At 67.7% G+C, this 14,926-nt stretch carries 13 protein-coding genes and 1 pseudogene; 6 read left to right on the top strand and 8 right to left on the bottom strand.

Annotated elements, in window-relative coordinates; translation table 11 throughout:
- Positions 1–55: 55 nt before the first annotated feature.
- Positions 56–376, bottom strand: a complete 321-nt coding sequence (locus GVY41_RS09040) for a DUF6280 family protein (protein WP_066815303.1) — start codon at positions 374–376, stop codon at positions 56–58.
- A gap of 220 nt (positions 377–596) precedes the next feature.
- Here GVY41_RS09040 and efp point away from each other — a divergent pair, with 220 nt between their 5' ends.
- The gene (gene efp, locus GVY41_RS09035; protein WP_161345653.1) at positions 597–1,160 is read left to right on the top strand and encodes an elongation factor P; all 564 of its coding nucleotides are present in this window, start codon (positions 597–599) and stop codon (positions 1,158–1,160) included.
- A gap of 573 nt (positions 1,161–1,733) precedes the next feature.
- Here the strand turns inward: efp and ygfZ are convergent.
- Complete coding sequence (ygfZ, locus tag GVY41_RS09030; RefSeq protein ID WP_229726003.1) at positions 1,734–2,519, bottom strand: CAF17-like 4Fe-4S cluster assembly/insertion protein YgfZ; 786 nt, start codon at positions 2,517–2,519, stop codon at positions 1,734–1,736.
- 74 nt (positions 2,520–2,593) lie between these two features.
- On the opposite strand from ygfZ, the gene GVY41_RS09025 reads away from it, so the two are divergent.
- Positions 2,594–3,277: a TIGR04283 family arsenosugar biosynthesis glycosyltransferase gene (locus GVY41_RS09025; protein ID WP_161345651.1), complete on the top strand. Its 684-nt coding sequence runs from the start codon at positions 2,594–2,596 to the stop codon at positions 3,275–3,277.
- 3 nt (positions 3,278–3,280) lie between these two features.
- On the opposite strand, the gene GVY41_RS09020 is transcribed toward GVY41_RS09025, so the two are convergent.
- A complete protein-coding gene (locus tag GVY41_RS09020; RefSeq protein WP_161345649.1) occupies positions 3,281–4,042 on the bottom strand; it encodes an alpha/beta fold hydrolase in 762 nt (253 codons plus the stop codon).
- An 85-nt stretch (positions 4,043–4,127) separates the two neighbouring features.
- Here GVY41_RS09020 and GVY41_RS09015 point away from each other — a divergent pair, with 85 nt between their 5' ends.
- On the top strand, positions 4,128–4,499 hold the full coding sequence (locus GVY41_RS09015; protein WP_161345647.1) for a hypothetical protein: 372 nt from the start codon (positions 4,128–4,130) through the stop codon (positions 4,497–4,499).
- On the opposite strand, the gene GVY41_RS20595 is transcribed toward GVY41_RS09015, so the two are convergent.
- Both GVY41_RS20595 and GVY41_RS20590 read right to left on the bottom strand, forming a co-directional pair.
- A complete protein-coding gene (locus tag GVY41_RS20595) occupies positions 4,406–4,615 on the bottom strand; it encodes a hypothetical protein (RefSeq protein ID WP_308421083.1) in 210 nt (69 codons plus the stop codon). The two genes, GVY41_RS09015 and GVY41_RS20595, sit on opposite strands and share 94 nt — an antisense overlap.
- A gap of 145 nt (positions 4,616–4,760) precedes the next feature.
- Positions 4,761–4,820, bottom strand: a pseudogene (locus GVY41_RS20590) (hypothetical protein); the annotation flags it as partial.
- 363 nt (positions 4,821–5,183) lie between these two features.
- Between GVY41_RS20590 and GVY41_RS09005 the strand changes: the two are divergent.
- Positions 5,184–6,299 (top strand): AbiTii domain-containing protein, encoded by a 1,116-nt coding sequence (locus GVY41_RS09005; RefSeq protein WP_161345645.1) that lies wholly within the window; start codon positions 5,184–5,186, stop codon positions 6,297–6,299.
- A 501-nt stretch (positions 6,300–6,800) separates the two neighbouring features.
- On the opposite strand, the gene glyA is transcribed toward GVY41_RS09005, so the two are convergent.
- Positions 6,801–8,096 (bottom strand): serine hydroxymethyltransferase, encoded by a 1,296-nt coding sequence (gene glyA / locus GVY41_RS09000; RefSeq protein ID WP_161346076.1) that lies wholly within the window; start codon positions 8,094–8,096, stop codon positions 6,801–6,803.
- Positions 8,097–8,317: 221 nt separating this feature from the next.
- On the opposite strand from glyA, the gene GVY41_RS08995 reads away from it, so the two are divergent.
- Both GVY41_RS08995 and GVY41_RS08990 read left to right on the top strand, forming a co-directional pair.
- Positions 8,318–9,088, top strand: a complete 771-nt coding sequence (locus GVY41_RS08995; RefSeq protein WP_161345643.1) for an NAD kinase — start codon at positions 8,318–8,320, stop codon at positions 9,086–9,088.
- Between the two features lie 99 nt (positions 9,089–9,187).
- Positions 9,188–11,851: a cation-transporting P-type ATPase gene (locus tag GVY41_RS08990; RefSeq protein WP_229726002.1), complete on the top strand. Its 2,664-nt coding sequence runs from the start codon at positions 9,188–9,190 to the stop codon at positions 11,849–11,851.
- On the opposite strand, the gene GVY41_RS08985 is transcribed toward GVY41_RS08990, so the two are convergent.
- Both GVY41_RS08985 and GVY41_RS08980 read right to left on the bottom strand, forming a co-directional pair.
- Positions 11,852–13,237, bottom strand: a complete 1,386-nt coding sequence (locus GVY41_RS08985) for a sigma-54-dependent transcriptional regulator (protein WP_161345641.1) — start codon at positions 13,235–13,237, stop codon at positions 11,852–11,854.
- Positions 13,234–14,760 carry an ATP-binding protein gene (locus GVY41_RS08980; RefSeq protein ID WP_161345639.1) on the bottom strand — a complete coding sequence of 509 codons (1,527 nt, stop codon included), beginning with the start codon at positions 14,758–14,760 and terminating at the stop codon, positions 13,234–13,236. The genes GVY41_RS08985 and GVY41_RS08980 overlap by 4 nt, the downstream gene beginning before the upstream one ends.
- Positions 14,761–14,926: the final 166 nt, after the last annotated feature.

Raw genomic sequence — 14,926 nt, 5'->3', positions numbered from 1 at the left:
ACGCGCCCCCGGTGGGGCGCGTCTTGCAAGCCTTGTCGGCAGCGAAGTGGCCGGGTCAGGCGGCTTCGGCTTCTTCCAGCGCGTGACGGCGCTCACTTTCCTCGCGCGACAGCGCGACAGAGGTGCGGACACCCTTCGACACGAATTCCATCAGGCCCTTGACCACCCGCTCGTTCGGGTCGATCCCGGCACAGGACAGCACTTCGCGCCCGTCACGGGACCGCGCCCAACGGGCGATCTGTTCCGGCCCGTTGCCGTATTTCTTGTCATCGGCAATCGCATCATCAAGGGCGGCGAGGACGACGGCGGCGAAGAGTTTGCGCGCGCGCTGGCCTTGCTCGTAGTTGAATGCGGTGCCGTCAACGAAATCGCGCATTTTGTGTGGTCCTTTTTTATTGCTCTTGCGTCTGTTGGCGTGCGGCCGAATATGTCTAATCCCGAGTGATTCGGGGGACCCTATTTCGTATGGCAGTCATGCACCTGTTGCATGGCTTAGGGCCTCGCGTCACCATCTTTCGGTTGCTTGCCACAGGGCAGCCACCCAGATATAGGTGCGGGCGATACGCCATCAACCAGTCCACGAGGCTTTAAGTTCCATGCCCAAGATCAACGGCAACGAAATCCGCCCCGGTATCACCGTGGAGCATGACGGCGGCCTGTGGGCTGCGGTCAAGGTCAGCCATGTGAAGCCGGGCAAGGGCGGGGCCTTTGCCCAGGTCGAGCTGAAGAACCTGCGCGACGGGCGCAAGCTGAACGAGCGCTTCCGGTCGGAAGACAAGGTCGAGCAGGTGCGGCTGGAGACGAAAGACCAGCAATTCCTGTATGAAACCGATGGAATGCTGGTGTTCATGGACAGCGAGACCTTTGAGCAGACCGAGCTTCCGGCCGACCTTCTGGGCGATCGCCGGCCGTTCCTGCAGGACGGGATGACCGCCTCGATCGAGTATTACGGCGAGGAAGCCCTGTCGGTGCAGCTGCCGCAGAAGGTGATCTGCAAGGTGGTGGACACCGAGCCTGTGCAGAAGGGCCAGACCGCGGCGAACAGCTACAAGCCGGCGATCCTCGACAATGGCGTGCGCGTCATGGTGCCGCCCTTCGTGGGGCCGGGCGAGGATATCGTCGTGCATACCGAGCTGATGGAATATTCCGAGCGCGCCTGAATTCAGGTGCCGAGCGAGACAAGGCCGCGCCGCAGGGTGCGGCCTTTTGCGATTCCGGGGGCGGGGGTTAACGCGGCGGGGCGGGTCGTGACGGGGGCGCACGTTGCAAAACCGCCTGACGGTTGTGCAAAGCGGTTAACGCAGCGGCGCGGCGTGTTGACGCAGCGTTCGGTGGGGTGGGGCTGGAGAGGCTCTGGGGCGGGATACAGAAGGCATACAGAAGCCATATGTATGTCGTATGTAAAGGGAATTGGTCGGGAATAGCGGGCCGGTCGGATCGGGCGGGAACAGGCGAGGCACTGCCTCGCCCCGCCCGTGCGGGACGTGTACCCCCGGAGCCACCGGCAGCATTAGACCGTGTGAGGACAGCGCCCGACCTGGCGGGCGAGAGGCGCCCGCCAAGGGCGGGGCGGGCGCTGTCCGGGCCCTTTGGGGGCCCGTCCGGTTGGGTTGAGATGGCGGTGCGTGGCGAAGGCGATGGCCTTCGCCAAGGAGAGCGGTGCGAGTGGCGGCAGTTCCTCGCCTTTTTCCGCCAGAACAGAGCGGCATGAGGTTTGGAAGAGAGTCGAAACCCTACTCCGCCAACCGCACCTTTGCATCCCCCGCCAGCATCTCGCCCTGTGCCCGGTCGAAGCGCAGGAAGGCGATGCCCTTGCCGCCAGACTGGGTGTAGAGCGTCCCCGCAGGTTTCCCGTCCGCCAGAAGCTCGGTCCCGACCGGGGCAGCGCCCTCCACCACAACCGTGCGGAAGCCCTTCCGCAGCTCGGTCTTGTGCTTCATCCGGGCGGTGACTTCCTGCCCGACATAGCAGCCCTTGCGGAAGTCGACGCCGTTCAGCCGCTCGAACCCGGCCTCGAGGATATAGGTGTCATCCGGGATCAGCTCCGCCCCGGTTTCGGGGATGCAGGCGGCGACGCGGATCGCGTCCCAGTCGATGGGATCTGCAGCCACGGGCCCTTCGGCGGCGGTGTAGAGCCGCCAGCCGAGGGTCGCGTCGCGCGGGTCGGGGACTGCCGCCACCGGGGCCGGGCCGAGGCCGCGCCAGACATGGATCTCGGTGGGGGTGATCTGCACATCGGCGCGCAGGCGATACATCGACAGGCGGCGTGTAAAGGCCTCGGCGATGGTGTCCTTGATGTCGAGGAGTATGGCCTCCCCGTCGGGGATCAGCAGGAAATCGGCCAGATACTTGCCCTGCGCCGTCAGGAACGCGGCATAGACCGGGCCTGCCGCCAGCTTGCGCAGGTCATTGGTGACGAGCCCTTGCAGGAAAGCCTCGCGGTCGGCGCCGGTGATGCGGAACACCTTGCGGTCCGGGGCGCGTTCCCCAGAGGCCATTGCCGTGGCTGCTTCGGTCATCTCGCCGCTCTCCCGTTCTGTCTGCGGATCATATAAGCACCAAGGCTGGGGGAAACCACCAGCGAGGGGGCGAGATGCGCGCACCGATTTCCATCGTGATCCCGACGTTGAATGCGGCGGCGGAGCTGGGGCCCTGCCTTGCGGCGCTGACCGAAGGCCTGCAGGCCGGGCTGATCCGCGAGCTGATCGTCAGCGATGGCGGGTCGGGCGATGGCACATTGGCGCTGGCCGAGGCGGCGGGGGCCTTGGTGGTCAGCGGTGCGCCGGGACGCGGCACGCAGGTGGCGCGCGGGGTGGCGGCGGCGGGCGGGGCCTGGCTGCTGATCCTGCATGCCGATACGCGGCTGGCGCCGGGGTGGAGCGGGGCGGTGGCAGCGCATATCGCCGGACCGGAGCGGGCAGGCTGGTTCCGGCTGCGGTTTCGCGGGGGCGGGGCGGCGGGGCGGATCGTGGCGGGCTGGGCGAACCTGCGCTCTCGGCTGGGGCTGCCTTATGGCGATCAGGGGCTGCTGGTGCCGGCGGCGCTGCTGGCGCGGGTGGGCGGCTATCCGGCGCTGCCGCTGATGGAGGATGTGGCGGTGGCGCGGCGGCTCAGGGGGCAGATGGCGCCGCTGGCCTCCGTCGCCGAGACCTCGGCGGCGCGCTATCTGGCCGAGGGCTGGTTGCGGCGGGGGGCGCGGAACCTTTGGTTGCTGGCGCGCTATCTGGCCGGGGCCGATCCGGCGCGGCTGGCGCGGGAGTATCGGCGGCGGCGTTAGGCTTCAGGCGAGGAAGGCGCGGATGGCAGCCTCGAACTCGCGCGGCTTTTCGGCGTGGAGCCAATGGCCGGCGCCGGGGATCTTGGCCTGCTTCGCCTGCGGGAACAGCGTCTTGATGATCTCGCGGTGCTCGGGCTGGATATAGTCGGAATTGGCGCCGGCGAGGAACAGGGTCGGGCCGTCGAACTGCCCTTCCGTGCCGGGCCAGCCGGTGATGCGGTCCATCTCATCGCGCAGCAGCGACAGGTTCAGCTTCCAGCGCGGGGGCGTCGCCTTCAGGTCCAGCGATTGCAGCAGGAAGGCGCGGGTGCCGTCATCGGGGATGGCGGCGGCAAGCTGGTCATCGGCCTCGCCGCGGGTGGTGAGGGTTGCGAGGGGCAGGGCCTGCAGCGCCTCGGCCAGATGCGACTGGCTGTGGCCATAGGCGACGGGGGCGATGTCGGCGACGATCAGGCGGCGCAGGAGGCCGGGTTCGGTCAGCGCCAGCTGCATCGCCGCCTTGCCGCCCATCGAATGGCCGAGGATGTCGGCGCGGCCACCATGGGTGCGGATGACGCCGGCGAGGTCATGGGCGAGGTCTTCGTAGCCATGCGCCTCGGTCCAGGGGCTGTCGCCGTGGTTGCGCATGTCGACGGCGATCACCTGCCGGTCATCGGACAGGCGGCGGGCGATCACGCCCCAGTTGCGGGCAGAGCCAAAAAGGCCATGCACGATCAGCAGCGGCGGCTGCGCGGTGGGGGCGCCGTGGAAGATGGTGGTCAACATGGCGCCTTGATAGCGCGGGCGGGCGGGGATTTCCAGCGGATGAAGGTTGCAGTAGTGTCGGAGCCGGCGGGCAGAGGGATGGCGAATGGGCAGCGCGAGCGTGCAGCAGATGGCGGACCGCGTGGCGGGGCTGATGGAAGAGCGGCTGCGGATCCGCGGCACCGGGCTGGCGGAGAAGCTGCGCCGCGGCGGGCGCGCCTTGCCGCGCCGGATCAGGGCCGAGGCGGAGGTGTTGGCGGCGGCGGCCGAGAAGGCGCATGTGCCGAAGCTGCTGATGCAGCTGGATCATGAGCGGGTGGCGGCGGCCTATGACGCCTGCGTGCGCTACCTGGCGCCGCTGGGGCGGACGGCGCGGGTCCGGGGCTATGTGCTGGACCTTGCCGCCGCCTCGGGCTTTGCGCTGGTGGTGACGGCGGCGCTGGTGGTGGGGGTGCTGGTCTGGCGGGGGTTTTTGTAGGGGGCCTGTTTTGAGCCAAGGGATTGCCGGCCCGAAATCTGTGCGAAGAAGTTCACGTAGATCGCTGAGGCCAGCAGCATCGTGACCCAGAACGGCGGGTAGGGGGCGAAGCGCATGTCGAAGATACGGATCACCCGCGCCTCTTCCCACGTCTCCAGCCGGAAGCGCAGGAAGGCGGCCTGTGTCGCCAGCGCGAAGACGAAGAGCGGCGTCATAGCGGTGGACGGGCCAGCCCGGCTGCCAGACCAGCTTGGAGGCAATGATGGCCGCCAGCAGCAGCCCGCCGAAGAGGCAGGCCCAACCTTGCTTGAGCACGAACATCACCAGTTCCGCGAGCGCGAAGGGCAGCCGGGCGCGCGCCCAGTCGCCCATGCGGCGTTCGAGGCTGCGGGTTGGGAGCGGTCGGGTGGGGGTCATGGCCGGGGCTTTACGGCGGGGGTGGGGGGATGCCAGAGCGGGGGGCGCTGGGGGCTGTGTGTGGCGATTGGTAGAGGAGGGGGGTGGGGAGGGCAAGGTGGGGGGTATAGATGGGTGGAGAGACTTTGAGCCCTGAGCCGCCCTGTCATGCCATGCGCCGCGAGGGTCTCTACATCCTCGCAATCGTCTGCGAAACGTATCGCACCTCGACAAACCCAAGCCTCACGTCCACTATTCAGTTGGGTGAAGTCAGCGGGAATCTGTCAAATGGCCGTTACGAAATTGAATGCTTCGGACGCTCTAGACCTTTCAATTGAGCTGCTGGCTGACCTAGAACTTGAGCGGATACCACTTTCAAGCTGTATAATGAAAGCTGCTAGACTTGCTCGCCTAAACGGCGATGAGGAGCATCTATCGATTTTCCAGTTTGAGCTCTCCGGATACCCACATTCCCCTAATGGGGTTTCCTCCGACGTATGGCGCCTATGCAAGGCGGCCGGTCGTGTCAGGAAAGTAAGGCCTAAGGGCAAAGACGGCGAGGACGACCTGAGGGCTGAACTGATAGAGACAGCAAATATAAGGTCCATTGTGGATATTGAAGAAAATGCGGAAACCCTCAAGTTGAGATTGAGCTTTTTCCAGCCACAGCCGGTCAATATAGCATCAGCGAACCCCAATCAGTTTGTGTCCGCGCCGATGCGGAATCTTCGAGCAGAAGCAAGCATCGCAACGAACTACCGTGATGAAAAGGCTACTTTGGCTGCAAGGCGCTCTTTTGTCTATAGCTACGTTTTGTCTAAGCACTTCGAACTGCGCATATCCTCGGCTGCGGAGGATGTCTTTGAAGCATATCGCAGGCGGATCGATGGCTTCCTTGGCGTTCTGATCCCAAGTGAACTACGTCGCCTCGATTCTATTAGGGACAACCTTGATTCAAGCAATCCGGAGGACTGGGCAAATGCGGTGCATAGCTGCCGAAGGCTTTTGCAGGCAGTTGCCGATGCGCTCTACCCCCCGGCAGAGGGAACTGTGAAGGCTGGATCCGGAAGGGCGGTCAAAGTTGGGAAGGATCAGTACATCAATAGGCTCGTTCTGTTTTGCGAGTCCACAGTTAAATCTGTGGTCTCGTCTAAGGTGCTGTGTTCAGACCTTCAGTATATTGGCGAAAGACTCGACGCCGTATTTTCAGCGGTGCAAAAAGGCTCCCATGCTGAGATTGAAGTTTCGGAGGCGCAGCGATTTGTGATTCATACTTACTTGCTGGTTGGAGATATTCTCGATCTAAATGCAGAGCAGTCTGCATCGCCTTCAGGCTTAGAGCCCCCTCCGCTTGGCGAAAGGGAGATAGACGAGGTTCTAGGAATGACAGCCCAGAAGATTTAAGTCCTGAAATTTGCGTGGAGACTTATGCGGTGCTCTCTTGCGTATTGACCGTCACTGCGTGGCGCAGTTCCGAAAAGGCCCGCATTCCTGCCCCCGCCCGCAACCCGCCAACCCGCAGACTGCAGCCGCCCAGTCCGGGCGGATAGAGGCGAGGCACTGCCTCGCCCCGCCCGCTGCGGGACGGATGCCCCCGAGCCGCTGGCCACACGAAACCGACTGAGGCCAGCGCCCGCCGGGGGCGGGGCGGGCGCTGGCCGGGCCCTTTGGGGGCCCGTCCGGTGTGGGTGGAGAGGGCAGTGCGTGGCGAAGGCGATGGCCTTCGCCAAGGGAGCCGGTCGGAGGTTCAGGTCACCCTCGGCCTGCGGCCCCACGCCTTCGGGCAACCGGCGCGGGTGACTTGATATTGGCAAGTGGCCCGCCCCGCGCCGGAAGAAGTCGCGGCGGTCGCCGGGAAGGGGGGGGCGGCAGGTGATGCCGCCTCGCCCCTCCGTAGCCCCGCCCTTACAGCGTCGGATACAGCGGAAACCGCGCGCAGAGCGCCTGCACTTCGGCGGCGACTTTCGCCTCCACCTCGGCATTGCCAGCCTCGCCATGCGCCGCCAGCCCGTCCACGACCTCGACGATCCAGTCGGCGATCTGGCGGAACTCGGCCTCGCCGAAGCCGCGGGTGGTCCCCGCAGGAGTGCCAAGGCGGATGCCGCTGGTCACGAACGGCTTTTCCGGATCGAACGGCACGCCGTTCTTGTTGCAGGTGATGTGGGCGCGGCCCAGGGCTGCCTCGGTCGCCTTGCCGGTCACGCCCTTGGGGCGCAGGTCGGCCAGCATCAGGTGGTTGTCGGTGCCGCCCGACACGATGTTGACCCCGCCCTTCATCAGCTGGTCGGCCATCGCCTGGGCGTTCTTCACCACCTGCGCGGCATAGGCCTTGAACTCGGGCCGCAGCGCCTCGCCGAAGGCTACGGCCTTGGCGGCGATCACATGCATCAGCGGGCCGCCCTGCAGGCCGGGGAACACCGCCGAGTTGATCTTCTTGGCGATGTCGGCATCGTTGGTCAGGATCATGCCGCCGCGCGGGCCGCGCAGCGATTTGTGGGTGGTCGTCGTCACCACATGGGCATGCGGCAGCGGCGAGGCATGGGCGCCGCCGGCCACAAGACCGGCGATATGGGCCATGTCCACCATCAGCCAGGCGCCGACCTCATCGGCGATGGCGCGGAAGGCGGCCCAGTCCCAGCTGCGGCTATAGGCGGTGCCGCCGGCGATGATCAGCTTGGGCTTGCTCGCCAGCGCGCTTTCGCGCACGGCCTCCATGTCCAGCATCTCGTCCTGCTTGCGCACGCCGTAGGAGACGACGTTGAACCACTTGCCCGACATGTTGACCGGCGAGCCGTGGGTGAGGTGGCCGCCCGAGTTCAGGTCCAGCCCCATGAAGGTGTCGCCCGGCTGCAGCAGCGCCAGGAACACGGCCTGGTTCATCTGGCTGCCGGAATTGGGCTGCACATTGGCGTAGTCGCAGCCGAAGAGCTGCTTGGCACGCTCGATCGCCAGCGTCTCGGCGATGTCCACATACTGGCAGCCGCCATAGTAGCGCTTGCCCGGGTAGCCCTCGGCATATTTGTTGGTCATCACCGAGCCCTGGGCCTGCATGACCGCAAGGCTGACGATGTTTTCCGAGGCGATCAGCTCGATCTCGTCGCGCTGGCGGCCAAGCTCCTGGGTGATGGAGCCGAAGATCTCGGGGTCGCGGGAGGCAAGGTCTTCGGTAAAGAAGCCGGCATCCCGTTGCGGGGCATTCATGGGGGCATTCACTGGGGCATTCATGGGGGGCGTCTCCTGATGCAATGCGCAATTGGGCTGTGTCTTAGCCCGAAACCTGCCACCCCGGAAGCCAAGAATGCGACGCAAAGGGCCGCAGGGGCGGCGGGATGGCTCTGGCCCCGGCCTTGCGTTTCCGATGCGCGCGGGTGAAGACTTTCGGAAACGCCGCGCCGGAGGCTGGGGCGGGGGGAAGGAACATCATGAACAGGCCGCAGCGCATCGCCTTTGCCGCGTCGGACAGCGCCGCCGCGCAGCAGGCGCTGGGGCGGATGGTCGCGCTTTATGGCCAGCGCCCGCTGGAGGAGGCCGAGGTGATCGTGGCGCTGGGCGGCGACGGGTTCATGCTGCAGACGTTGCACGCGACGCAGGACATGGCGGCGCCGGTCTACGGGATGAACTGCGGCACCATCGGTTTCCTGATGAACGAATATGACGACGCGGATCTGCCGGAGCGGTTGGCGGCCGCCGAGCAGGAGGTGATCAACCCGCTGTCGATGCGCGCGGGCGATGTCGCGGGCGAGGTGCATGAGGCGCTGGCGATCAACGAGGTGGCCTTGCTGCGCGCCGGGCCGCAGGCGGCCAAGCTGCGGGTCAGCGTGGACGGCAAGATGCGGATGGAAGAGCTGGTCTGCGATGGGGCGCTGCTGTCCACCCCGGCCGGGTCCACCGCCTACAATTATTCGGCGCATGGGCCCATCCTGCCCATCGGGTCCGACGTGCTGGCGCTGACGGCGATGGCGGCGTTCCGGCCACGGCGTTGGCGCGGGGCGATCCTGCCCAAATCGGCGGTGGTGCGCTTCGATGTGCTGGAGACGGCGAAGCGCCCGGTGATGGCCGATGCCGACAGCCGCCATTCGGTGCGCGACGTGCTGTGGGTGGAAATCCGGTCGGAACCCAAGGTGCGCCACAAGATCCTGTTCGACCCGGGGCACGGTCTGGAAGAGCGGCTGACGCGCGAGCAGTTCGTGTAGGGGCGCGGCAAAACGTCGGATGCGCCCTGCCATGGGTTGAACCTTGCGGCGGAACCCTTCAGCCTGTGCGCGCCCCCACCCCGACAAGGATTGCCGCCGATGCCGGACATGGCCCCCCTCAGCACGCTCCCCGCCGATCCCCATGCCGCCCCCGCCGAGGAGGTTCTGGCGCATCTGCAGGCCGACGCGGCGGGCCTGACCGAGGCCGAGGCCGCGGCGCGGCTGGCGCAGTTCGGGCCGAACCGGCTGCCCGAGGTGGCGCAGCGCGGCTGGCTGATGCGGTTTCTGGCGCAGTTCCACAACGTGCTGATCTATGTGCTGATCGGGGCTGCGGCGCTGACCATCGGGCTTGGCCATTATGTCGATGCCGGGGTGATCCTGGCCGTCGTGCTGGCCAATGCGGTGATCGGTGTCGTGCAGGAGGGCAAGGCCGAGCAGGCGATGGGCGCGATCCGGCAGATGCTGGCGCCCCATGCCGCCGTGCTGCGCGGCGGGCGGCGGTTGACCGTCGCCGGCGAGGCGCTGGTGCCGGGCGACGTGGTGCTGCTGGAGCCGGGCGACAAGGTGCCGGCCGATCTGCGGCTGATCGAGGCGAATGGCCTGGCGCTGCAAGAGGCGATGCTGACCGGGGAATCGGTGCCGGTGGACAAGGGCACCGATGCGGTGGCGGTGGACGCGCCCTTGGGCGACCGCCGGGGCATGGCCTATTCCGGCACTCTGGTGACCAAGGGCACCGGGCGCGGGATCGTCACCTCGACCGGCGCGGCCACGGAGATTGGCCGCATCGGCGGACTGCTGGCGGGGGTCGAAACCCTGACCACGCCGCTGGTCCGGCAGATGGACCATTTCGCCCGCTGGCTGAGCCTTCTGATCCTGCTGATCTCGGGCCTGCTGCTGGCCTTTGGCACCTTCGTGCAGCACCGCGACTTTGCCGAGCTGTTCATGATCGTGGTCGGCATGGCGGTCGCGGCGATCCCCGAGGGGCTGCCGGCGGTGATGACGATCACGCTGGCCATCGGCGTGCAGGGAATGGCGCGGCGCAATGCCATCGTGCGGCGGCTGCCGGCGATCGAGGCGATCGGCGCGGTGTCGGTGATCTGCACCGACAAGACCGGCACGCTGACCCGCAACGAGATGACGGTGGCGACGGTGGCGGTGCCCGGCGGGCGCTATGCGGTGGCGGGCGAGGGCTATGCCCCCGACGGCGCGATCACCCCGGCGGGCGGGCGGCTGGGCGATCTCGCCCGCGCCGCGGCGCTGTGCAACGACGCCGAACTGCATTGCAAGGCCGGGATCTGGGGTGTCGAGGGCGACCCGATGGAGGGCGCGCTGCTGGCCTTTGCCGGCAAGGTGCTGCCCGAGGCGGCCTCGGGCTGGGCGCGGCTGGACGAGATTCCGTTCGATTCCCGCCATCGTTTCATGGCGGTGCTGAACCGGGGCGAGGACGGTGTGCTGGTCCATGTGAAGGGCGCGCCGGAGCGGGTGCTGAACATGTGCCGCGACCAGTCGGGGGCCGAGGGGCCGGAGCCGATTGACCGCGCCCATTGGCACGCGCTGGCCGAAGAGATCGCGGGCCAAGGCCAGCGGATGCTGGCGCTGGCGGTCTGCACCCCGGCGGGCGACAGCATCGACGAGCATCACATCGAGGGCGGGCTGACGCTGCTGGGCCTTGTCGGCCTGATCGACCCGCCGCGGCCCGAGGCGATTGCGGCGGTGGCCGAATGCCGCGCCGCCGGGATCCGCGTCAAGATGATCACCGGCGACCATGCCGGCACCGCCGCGGCCATCGCCCGGATGATCGGGCTGGAAAACCCGGCCCGCGTGCTGACCGGCGCCGATCTCGAGGCGCTGGACGATGCCGCGCTGGGTGCCGCGGTGCGCGAGACCGACGTGTTCGCCCGCACCAGCCCCGAGCACAAGCTGCGGCTGGTGATGGCGCTGCAGGCGCAGGGGCAAAGCGTGGCGATGACCGGCGACGGGGTGAACGACGCGCCGGCGCTGAAACGCGCCGATGCCGGGATCGCCATGGGTCTCAAGGGGTCCGAAGCGGCGAAGGAGGCCGCCGATCTGGTGCTGGCCGATGACAACTTCGCCAGCATCGCCGCGGCGGTGCGCGAGGGGCGGACGGTCTATGACAACATCAAGAAGGTGATCAGCTGGACGCTGCCGACCAATGGCGGCGAGTCGATGACGGTGATCGTGGCGCTGCTGCTGGGCCTGTCGATGCCGGTGACGGCGGTGCAGATCCTGTGGATCAACCTGATCACCGGGATCACCCTTGGCCTCGCGCTGGCCTTCGAGCCGACGGAGCCCGGCACCATGCGCCGCCCGCCCCGGCAGCGCAGCGAGCCGATCCTGTCGGGCGCGCTGGTCTGGCATGTGGTGCTGGTGTCTGCCCTGTTCCTGGCGGCGGTGTTCGGGATGTTCGCCTATGCGATGGATCGCGGCTATCCGCTGGCGCTGGCGCAGACCATCGCGATGAACACGCTGGTGGTGCTGGAAATCTTCCACCTGTTCTTCGTGCGCAACCTGCACGGCACCTCGCTGACCTGGGCGGCGGCGCGGGGCACCAGGGTGATCTGGGCGACGGTGCTGGGGGTGACGGCGGGGCAGTTCGCCATCACCTACATCCCGCTGTTGCAGCGGGTCTTCGGCACGCAGGCGGTGCCGCTGGCGGACGGAATTCTGATCGTCGCGGTGGGCGCGGCCTTCTTCGCGCTGATCGAGATCGAAAAGCAGATCCGTCTGGGGCTGCGGGGCTGATCAGCCCTTCCGGGCCCAGGCGTCGATCTTGCGGTAGAGGGTGGAGGGCGACACGTCGAGCACCCGCGCCGCGCGCGGCACCGATCCGCCCTGCAGCGCCAGCGTCGCCTCGATCACCCGGCGTTCCACCTCGGCCAGCGGGCGGCCCATCAGCTCGTCCAGCGGCAGGCTGGCGGCAGGGGCTGCGGCGGCGGCAGGCACCGGCAGGTCGGGGCGCAGATCGGGGGGCAGCATCGCGGCGGTGACGATGGCGCCGTCATTCAGCACGACCACATTGCGCAAGACGTTCAGCATCTGCCGCACATTCCCGGGCCAGGGGTGGTGGCGGAAGCGGGCCTTCACCTCTTCGGACAGCGCCCGAAACTCGCGCCCCTCCTCGCGGGCATAGCGGGCAAGGACATGCTGGGCGATGTCGATCACATCCTCGCCGCGGTCACGCAGGGGCGGCAGGTGGATCGGCACCACATGCAGGCGGTAATACAGATCCTCGCGGAAGCGGCCGCTGCGCACCGCCTCCAGCGGGTCGCGGTTGGTGGCGCAGACGATGCGGACATTGACCTTGCGGGCGCGGGTGGCGCCGACCGGCTGGATGGTCGAGGTCTGCAGGAACCGCAGCAGCTTGGTCTGCAGGTTCAGGTCCATCTCGCAGACCTCATCGAGGAACAGGGTGCCGCCATCGGCAGCGGCGGCGGCACCCTGCTTGTCGGCGATGGCGCCGGTGAACGATCCGCGCAGATGGCCGAACACCTCGGATTCCAGCAGTTCCGACGGGATCGCGCCGCAGTTCAGCGGCACGAAGGGGCCGGTGGCGCGGTTCGACACGTCATGCACTGCCTCGGCGCACAGCTCCTTGCCGGTGCCGGACTCGCCGGTGATGAACACCGTCGCCATCGAGCGGGCGACGGAGCGGATCTTGGCATAGACGGCGCGCATGGGTTCAGAGCTGCCGATGAAGGCGCCCAGCGGGCCGGACTGGCCCTGCCCGGTGGCGGGGGCATTGGGCGGGGCGCCCGGCACCGCATGGGCCAGCGCGTTTTCCACGGCATTCAGCAGGCGCGCCTCGTCGAAGGGCTTGACCAGAAAGTCATGCGCCCCGGCCCGCATCGCCGCCACCGCCTTGTTGATCGAGCCATTGGCGGTGATCACGATCACCGGCACCTCGGGGCGTTCGCCCAGCATTTCGGCCATCAGGTCGAGCCCGTCCCGGTCGGGCAGCATCAGGTCCAGCAGCACCGCCGAGGGCGGCTCGGAGCGGAAGGCGCCGAGCCCGCCGCGCGCATCGCCTTCGGTGCGGACCTTGTGGCCGGCGGCGCCAAGGACCGCCTCGTAGACCATCTGCAGCGAGGGCGTATCCTCGATCAGCAGCAGGCGCCCGGCGGCGTTCATGCCGAGCTTCCGCGGCGGTCGATCTCGCGCCGCACGAACTCGATCAGCCGGTCGATCTGGGCCAGCGTCTCGGCGGCCAGCGTCTTCATGGGCGCATCCTCGCGCCGATGCGCCGCGGCGTTCACGGTTTCGGCCAGCGCCTGCAACCGTTCCGCCCCCACCGCGCCGGCCAGCGCGATCAGCACATGGGTTTCCGACCGGATCGCGGCTCGGTCGGTATCGGACAGCGCCGCGACCAGCCCGCGTTCGGTCTTGCGCAGGTCGGAATGCAGCCGGTCCAGCAACTCGCCGGCATTGTCGGGTCCGGCGATTTCCATCAGATGCTCGAACCGGGCCAGGTTCAGCTCCACCGTTTCCTCGGGCGGCACGGCGTCGATGACGCTATGCGCCTCGGCCCGGGCGAGCGCGGCGGCGATGGCCAGCCCGAAGGTCTCGATCCCCGGCAGCGGCTTTGCCAGGATGCCGTCGGCGCCCGCGGCATAGATCGCATCGCGGTTGGCGCGCAGCACATAGGCGGTGACCGCCAGCACCGGCATCCGCGATTGCGCACCGCCGGCCGCGCGCAGGGCGCGGATCACGTCGATGCCCGACAGTCGCGGCATCTCGATGTCGATCAGCGCCAGGTCGAACTCTTCCCGCTCCAGCCAGTGCAGCGCCTCGACGCCGTCGGCCGCGACCTCGAACTCGGCCCCCATCGCCGCCAGCATGTGGCAGATGATGGTCTGGTTGGTGATGTTGTCCTCGGCCAGCAGTACCTTGACGCGGCTGAGGTCGGGCAGGTCCTCGCGCACGCCGGGCGCGGCCAGCCGCCACGCGTGGGCGGGCAGTTCGAAGGCCACATCGGCGCCGCCGCCCGGGCGGTTGTGGACAGAGACACTCCCCCCCAGCCGGTTCGCCATGTCCTGCGAGATGTGGAGGCCAAGCCCATGGCCGGGCTTGTCGGTGCCCTCTGGCCGGCCGGCGAACTGGAACAGCCGCCCCATCGCTTCGGCCGAGAAACCCGGCCCCTCGTCATGCACCGAAAGGCGCAGGCCGCGATCCTCGGTCAGGCCGACATGCATCCGCACGGTGCCGGCATCGGTATATTTGATGGCGTTCGACAGGATATTGGCCAGCACCCGTTCCAGCGCGATCCGGTCCAGCGCCAGCACCGTCGGCACCCCGGGCTCCACCGCGATCTGGAAGCCGAGGCCCTTTTCGCGGGCGCGGCCCGACCAGCGCACCTCGATGTCATAGAGGAAGCGCGACATCTGCACATTGGCGATCTGCGGGCCGTCGATCTGCTCTTCGCCCAGCATCGCCGCCAGGCTTTCCTCCAGCAACCGGGCCAGCACCTCGCCGGCGGCGCGCACACGCTCCAGCTGCAGCACCGTGGCGGGGTCGATCTCGGAATGGTCGATCAGGCGCAGCCCGCCCAGAACGTCCGACACCGCGGCGCGCAGGTCATGGCCCAGCAGCGCGAGGCGGGCCGGGTCGGCCTTGCCGGTGTCGGGGGGGACAGAGGACCACGCGGGTTGGTTCATGGCGCGGCGGTGCCACGACGCAAGGCGGATTGGCGAAGGGGGAGCACAAGCCGGGGTTGCATGATACCGCTGTTCTACGCCACACCCGTTGTTTCGCCAAGCTGGCAATGGTCGCAGGCCTGTCTCTTGCCGTTGCGTCAACCGGGGCTCGGGCCCCCGCAGGGGC

The organism is Frigidibacter albus, from assembly GCF_009908165.1.
Classification (GTDB): domain Bacteria; phylum Pseudomonadota; class Alphaproteobacteria; order Rhodobacterales; family Rhodobacteraceae; genus Frigidibacter; species Frigidibacter albus.
This window is presented reverse-complemented; position numbering and strand designations above follow the sequence as displayed.

What these genes read in the sequence shown, in the direction of transcription:
- GVY41_RS09040 (WP_066815303.1), bottom strand. Translation starts at nt 376, where the DNA reads ATGCGCGATTTCGTTGACGGCACCGCATTCAACTACGAGCAAGGCCAG.
- efp (WP_161345653.1), top strand. Translation starts at nt 597, where the DNA reads ATGCCCAAGATCAACGGCAACGAAATCCGCCCCGGTATCACCGTGGAG.
- ygfZ (WP_229726003.1), bottom strand. Translation starts at nt 2,519, where the DNA reads ATGACCGAAGCAGCCACGGCAATGGCCTCTGGGGAACGCGCCCCGGAC.
- GVY41_RS09025 (WP_161345651.1), top strand. Translation starts at nt 2,594, where the DNA reads ATGCGCGCACCGATTTCCATCGTGATCCCGACGTTGAATGCGGCGGCG.
- GVY41_RS09020 (WP_161345649.1), bottom strand. Translation starts at nt 4,042, where the DNA reads ATGTTGACCACCATCTTCCACGGCGCCCCCACCGCGCAGCCGCCGCTG.
- GVY41_RS09015 (WP_161345647.1), top strand. Translation starts at nt 4,128, where the DNA reads ATGGGCAGCGCGAGCGTGCAGCAGATGGCGGACCGCGTGGCGGGGCTG.
- GVY41_RS20595 (WP_308421083.1), bottom strand. Translation starts at nt 4,615, where the DNA reads ATGCGCTTCGCCCCCTACCCGCCGTTCTGGGTCACGATGCTGCTGGCC.
- GVY41_RS09005 (WP_161345645.1), top strand. Translation starts at nt 5,184, where the DNA reads ATGGCCGTTACGAAATTGAATGCTTCGGACGCTCTAGACCTTTCAATT.
- glyA (WP_161346076.1), bottom strand. Translation starts at nt 8,096, where the DNA reads ATGAATGCCCCGCAACGGGATGCCGGCTTCTTTACCGAAGACCTTGCC.
- GVY41_RS08995 (WP_161345643.1), top strand. Translation starts at nt 8,318, where the DNA reads ATGAACAGGCCGCAGCGCATCGCCTTTGCCGCGTCGGACAGCGCCGCC.
- GVY41_RS08990 (WP_229726002.1), top strand. Translation starts at nt 9,188, where the DNA reads ATGCCGGACATGGCCCCCCTCAGCACGCTCCCCGCCGATCCCCATGCC.
- GVY41_RS08985 (WP_161345641.1), bottom strand. Translation starts at nt 13,237, where the DNA reads ATGAACGCCGCCGGGCGCCTGCTGCTGATCGAGGATACGCCCTCGCTG.
- GVY41_RS08980 (WP_161345639.1), bottom strand. Translation starts at nt 14,760, where the DNA reads ATGAACCAACCCGCGTGGTCCTCTGTCCCCCCCGACACCGGCAAGGCC.